Source organism: Flavobacterium sp., from assembly GCF_028712645.1.
GTDB lineage: Bacteria > Bacteroidota > Bacteroidia > Flavobacteriales > Flavobacteriaceae > Flavobacterium.
Window position 1 is genome coordinate 1 of the sequence record NZ_JAQTPQ010000246.1, and the last position, 5,131, is coordinate 5,131.

The following is a 5,131-nucleotide window of genomic DNA, read 5'->3' on the forward strand; positions in this document are numbered from 1 at the left end:
TCGTATATGTATCAAATCTATTGCTAGTTGGTTGCTCCTCAGCAGAGCCAATGTCCTCTTCAATTTGACGGAGGTAATTTAACTAATCTAAAATAAAAAATCACCAACTATTTTTGACCACATTACCCTATTTCTACAGTTTCTCCAGCACGAGCGTGTTCATAAAGACGGATTCCGTCTTTTTTTATGGCCGAAAAAACAGGTAGTTTTTGGTCAATTTCTCCCAAAAATTGTTTTACAGTTTCGCTGATCAAAGCTTCATTTATAATTGAAGTGAAATAAGTGTTTAGTAGGATTAATAGATAATCATAAAAGATTGCTCTGATAAAATAAATAAGTTACATAATAATGTGAATCAAGGGTTAAAATAAACTTCTAACATACTTCGTGTTAAACCTAACAGGTTTCAAAAACCTGTTAGGTTAGCCTTGAAAACCAACGAAGTTATGAATTCAACCCTTGATTCGCATTAATAGTTTTTTATTCTTAAAATGAAATTAAAGAAATTCCTAAACTAATATTTCCACTATTTCTTTGATTATTTATTCGGAAATCATATTGGCTTACTTCAATAAAAAACAGAACGGCATCACTCTGAAGACCTAAACTAATTTTTTTATAATCTCCAGACAAACTTCCTCTGCCTAGTGCAACAGACTTTCCCATTCCTGTTTGCAGAGTAATCCTTGTTTCTTCGCCTATTTTTGGACTTAATTTAAAATTGGCAAATATGGGAACAACTACCAGTTTGTTGGTCCATTCCCAATTTATCCCTGTATGAATTCCTAAAGCTACCCAATTATTATAATGGAGTCCATATCCAATTTTAGCTCCCAGTCCATCAGGTAAAAACCAAGACTCTTTCTCTTTTGTATATTCGTTTGTTTCGCCAGCATTAGGGTTACCTTTTATTGCCGCCGTAATGTCGTATTGAATGTAAGTAGGTTTTGATTTGGTTTTCTTATCAGAATTTGTAGTCGTGAAAACGGTCTGAGAGAATGTGTTTACTGCAAATAAAAAAGAAAATAGTACAATTAAATTACTCTTCATCTAATGAGTTGTTTAATGAAACTTCAAACTTAATTATATCATTCCCATTGACGACATTATAACTACCAATTTTTGTTCTACGTAAAGAAGTTAAGTGTGATCCAGAATTCATCGCTTTTCCAAAATCAAAAGCCAAGGAACGAATATAAGTTCCTTTGCTACAAACAACTCTAAAATCAATTTCAGGAAGTGCAATTCGAGTAATCTCGAATTCGTGAATTGTGGTTTTTCTAGTTGCTATTTCTACAGTTTCTCCAGCACGAGCGTGTTCATAAAGACGGATTCCGTCTTTTTTTATGGCTGAAAAAATAGGTGGTTTCTGGTCAATTTCTCCCAAAAATTGTTTTACCGTTTCGTGAATTAAAGTATCGTCTATATGCGAAGTGTCGAAAGTTTTGTCTATTTCTGTTTCTAAATCGTAAGAAGGGGTTGTTGCTCCAATATAGAAAGTTCCTGTATATTCTTTGGCTTGACCTTGAAGTTCGGTGATTTTTTTGGTAAATTTTCCAGTGCAAACAAGCAATAATCCGCTTGCCAATGGATCTAAAGTTCCCGCGTGTCCGATTTTAAATTTTTTTGGAAGTCCTGCCTTATTGATTAAAGCATATTTCATTTTATTAACCGCTTGAAACGAGGTCCAATGCAAGGGTTTGTCAATTAATATGATTTGACCGTTTAAGAAATCTTCGGCAGTTAATCGTTCCATTATTTAGTGGAGTAGAAATAGATTAATAAAGTCAATCCTATTGTAATTCGATACCAACCCCAAAACTTAAATCCATATTTTGTAAGTAAGTTTATAAAAGTTTTGACAGCAATTAAAGCAACAATAAAAGCAACAATATTTCCAATGATGAACAAGTTAATGTGATTTTGGTCTTGCAAAATCATTTCATAGCCTTTCATTTCAATAGGCGTCCCTTTTCCCCAAGTCTTTACAAAAACGGAATACACTGTCACGGCCAACATAGTTGGAACAGCTAAAAAGAAGGAGAATTCAGCCGCTGCTTTTCTACTTAAGCCTTGTGTCATACCTCCAATTATAGAAGCTGCAGAGCGCGAGGTTCCAGGCATCATTGCTAGACATTGCCAAAAACCAATAATAACAGCTTTTTTTATAGTAATATCTTTTTCATCGTGAATTCTAGGATTTTTAAACCAGTTATCTACAAATAAAAGTACAATTCCTCCTAAAACTAAAACGGAAGAAATAGCAATTTGGTTGCCTAGAATGGCTTCAATTTTATCATCAAAAAGATATCCCAAAGCTAAAGCAGGAATTACTGCAAAAGCTAATTTTATGTAGAAATTGAAATTATTAAAATCAAAAAATTTCTTCCAGTACAACACAACAATTGCTAAGATGGCTCCAAATTGTATTGAAACTTGAAACATTTTTAAAAATTCTCCTTCGTCCATTCCTAGAAGAGAGGCGGTAAAACCCATGTGGGCTGTTGAAGAAATAGGCAAAAACTCGGTTAGTCCTTCAATAATAGCAAGGATAATAGCTTGAAATATATTCATTTTAGATTTTTAGATTTTAGACCCGAGCGATAGCAAACAGGCAGCAATAAAGATTTTAAAATTCGGTTTGTTACTAACTAAAAACTGAACACTTGAAACTACTTTTTCGGATTTTTAAGAATAGCATATATGGTGATTCCAAATCCTATCAAAACAGTTGTTGGAGCCAAGCGAATCCTTCTGAAATTAAAAATTTCTTCATTAAAAACATTTGGATTATCGCTTCCGCCGCCAGACATTAAAATGAATCCTAAGGCAATTACTCCAATACCTATCAATAGAATTTTATAATTGATTTTCTCAAAAAGAAATTCGTGTTTCACCTCGGTTTTTTGATCTTGTTTTTTCATAAAAAGCGTAAATCTAATGTTGTAAATTAATAAAGGTCGTCTGTTCTTAAATTCAAGAAACGTTGTGTTGCAAAATAAGTGCTTATCCAAGTAATTAATACTCCAATTCCAAAAACCACTAATAAGACTAAACCAACAAGTAATTTATTGTCAAGAATTCCTAAATCTGGAAAATTAACTTGAACATAAGCCAGAACACCTATCAATGCAAGGATGGCTAAACCAGCACCAATCATTCCTAATTTTATGCTTCGCATTACGAATGGTTTTCTGATAAATGCTTTGGTAGCACCGACCATTTGCATTGTTTTAATAATAAATCGATTGGAATAAATGGACAAACGTAAGGAGCTGTTAATCAGCAAAACGGCGATTACTGTCAGAAAACCACTGATTATCAAGATCCACATACTCACTTTTTTGATATTGTCATTGACTAAATCAACTAATTGTTTGTCATAAACGATATCCGAAACCATTGCATTTTTTCGCAAATTACTTTCGATTTTTGCAATGCTATCTTTAACTACATAATCTGCTTTCAGGTTGATATCGAATGAATTTTGAAGAGGATTTTCACCTAGAAATGTCATAAAATCTTCGCCAATAATATCAGTATGTTGTTTTGCTGCAGTTTCCTTAGAAACATACACAAACGATTTTGCAAATGGAGCGGTTTTTAACTCGCCTTTAAAAGATTTCAAAATACTGTCGTTTGCATCGTTTTTGAAAAACACTGTCATTGCAATTTTTTCTTTAAAATCGTCGGCCAGTTTTTTAGAATTAATGATAAAAAACCCTAAAATTCCCAAAAGGAATAATACCAAGAATATACTTAGTACTACCGAGAAATAAGAAGAAATTAACCTGCGTTTTTGAAATTTATCAAATGAAGAAGCCATAGTTTATTGGAATTATGGGTCAAAAATAACAAAGAATTTCTTTATTTAAAGTTAATAACGCTCAAACTTTTAACTTTCGTACAATAAATGTAAATTTGGCGTCTAAAATAATCATACCGTAAAAGTCCTTGAGACTTTGAACATATCAAATAAGATGAAATACAATCCGAACGAAATAGAAGCCAAATGGCAGAAATATTGGGCCGAAAATCAAACTTTTAAAGCTTATAATCCTAGCTCCCCTCCTTTGGAGGGGTTGGGGGAGGATAAACCAAAATATTACGTTTTGGATATGTTTCCTTATCCTTCAGGAGCGGGATTACACGTGGGACATCCGCTTGGGTACATCGCATCGGATGTGTATTCTCGATACAAAAGACATCGTGGTTTTAATGTTTTGCATCCAATGGGATACGACAGTTTTGGATTGCCAGCCGAACAATATGCCATACAAACGGGTCAGCGTCCAGAAGACACGACTTCGGTAAATATTGATGGTGGAGTTGATAAAGAAGGAAACAAAATTGCGGGTTACCGCAAACAATTGGATAAAATTGGATTTTCTTTCGATTGGAGTCGTGAAGTGCGTACCTCGAATCCAGATTATTACAAACACACCCAATGGATTTTTATCCAGTTATTCAATTCTTGGTACAATAAAAATACGGACAAAGCAGAGGATATTTCGACTTTGATTTCTGTTTTTTCAACCGAAGGAAATGCCAATGTGAATGCGGTTTGCGACGATAATATTTCTGTTTTTTCATCAAGCGAATGGAACGCATTTTCGCCAGAAGATCAACAACGAATACTATTACAATACAGATTAACTTATTTAGCTGAAACCGAAGTAAACTGGTGTCCAGGATTGGGAACTGTTTTGGCGAATGACGAAATCGTAAACGGCGTTTCGGAACGTGGCGGTTTTCCGGTTATTCGCAAGAAAATGACCCAATGGAGTATGCGAATTTCAGCTTATGCAGAACGTTTATTGCAAGGTTTAGACACGATTGATTGGAGCGAAAGCATCAAAGAAAGTCAAAGAAACTGGATTGGAAAATCCGTTGGGGCGATGGTTTCTTTCAAAGTCAGAAATCAGAAGTCAGAAGTCGGAAGTGAACCGCAATACATTGATGTGTTTACTACAAGACCCGATACAATTTTTGGAGTTACGTTTATGACTTTAGCTCCAGAGCATCCTTTGGTTCAAGAAATAACAACTGCGGACAATTTAGAAAAAGTAAATGATTACATTTTTGCATCATCTAAACGATCCGAAAGAGAGCGTATGGCCGATGTAAAAAC

6 protein-coding genes and 1 pseudogene are annotated in these 5,131 nt (G+C 34.2%); 1 reads left to right on the plus strand and 6 read right to left on the minus strand.

The window, feature by feature from the left end; all coding sequences use genetic code 11:
• Window positions 1-128 precede the first annotated feature (128 nt).
• The 6 genes and pseudogenes from PHC28_RS15355 to PHC28_RS15380 form a co-directional block, all read right to left on the minus strand.
• Window positions 129-284 (minus strand): annotated as a pseudogene (locus PHC28_RS15355) (tRNA pseudouridine(55) synthase); the annotation flags it as partial.
• Between the two features lie 202 nt (window positions 285-486).
• Window positions 487-1,050: a hypothetical protein gene (locus PHC28_RS15360; protein ID WP_300102621.1), complete on the minus strand. Its 564-nt coding sequence runs from the start codon at window positions 1,048-1,050 to the stop codon at window positions 487-489.
• Entirely contained in the window at window positions 1,040-1,756 is a 717-nt protein-coding gene (gene truB, locus PHC28_RS15365; RefSeq protein ID WP_300102624.1) for a tRNA pseudouridine(55) synthase TruB, read from the minus strand. The genes PHC28_RS15360 and truB overlap by 11 nt, the downstream gene beginning before the upstream one ends.
• Complete coding sequence (locus PHC28_RS15370; protein ID WP_300102627.1) at window positions 1,756-2,574, minus strand: undecaprenyl-diphosphate phosphatase; 819 nt, start codon at window positions 2,572-2,574, stop codon at window positions 1,756-1,758. Before PHC28_RS15370 ends, truB begins: the two co-directional genes overlap by 1 nt.
• Before the next feature lie 98 nt (window positions 2,575-2,672).
• Entirely contained in the window at window positions 2,673-2,924 is a 252-nt protein-coding gene (locus PHC28_RS15375) for a DUF3098 domain-containing protein (protein WP_300102630.1), read from the minus strand.
• Window positions 2,925-2,950: 26 nt separating this feature from the next.
• Complete coding sequence (locus PHC28_RS15380) at window positions 2,951-3,826, minus strand: ABC transporter permease (protein WP_300102633.1); 876 nt, start codon at window positions 3,824-3,826, stop codon at window positions 2,951-2,953.
• Window positions 3,827-3,980: 154 nt separating this feature from the next.
• Between PHC28_RS15380 and PHC28_RS15385 the strand changes: the two genes are divergently transcribed.
• Window positions 3,981-5,131 (plus strand): class I tRNA ligase family protein (locus tag PHC28_RS15385; RefSeq protein ID WP_300102636.1); only part of this gene is annotated, 1,151 nt, incomplete at its 3' end.

Bases quoted from the DNA above. Each gene is read 5' to 3' on its own strand.
- PHC28_RS15360 (WP_300102621.1), bottom strand. From the start codon at position 1,050: ATGAAGAGTAATTTAATTGTACTATTTTCTTTTTTATTTGCAGTAAAC.
- truB (WP_300102624.1), bottom strand. From the start codon at position 1,756: ATGGAACGATTAACTGCCGAAGATTTCTTAAACGGTCAAATCATATTA.
- PHC28_RS15370 (WP_300102627.1), bottom strand. From the start codon at position 2,574: ATGAATATATTTCAAGCTATTATCCTTGCTATTATTGAAGGACTAACC.
- PHC28_RS15375 (WP_300102630.1), bottom strand. From the start codon at position 2,924: ATGAAAAAACAAGATCAAAAAACCGAGGTGAAACACGAATTTCTTTTT.
- PHC28_RS15380 (WP_300102633.1), bottom strand. From the start codon at position 3,826: ATGGCTTCTTCATTTGATAAATTTCAAAAACGCAGGTTAATTTCTTCT.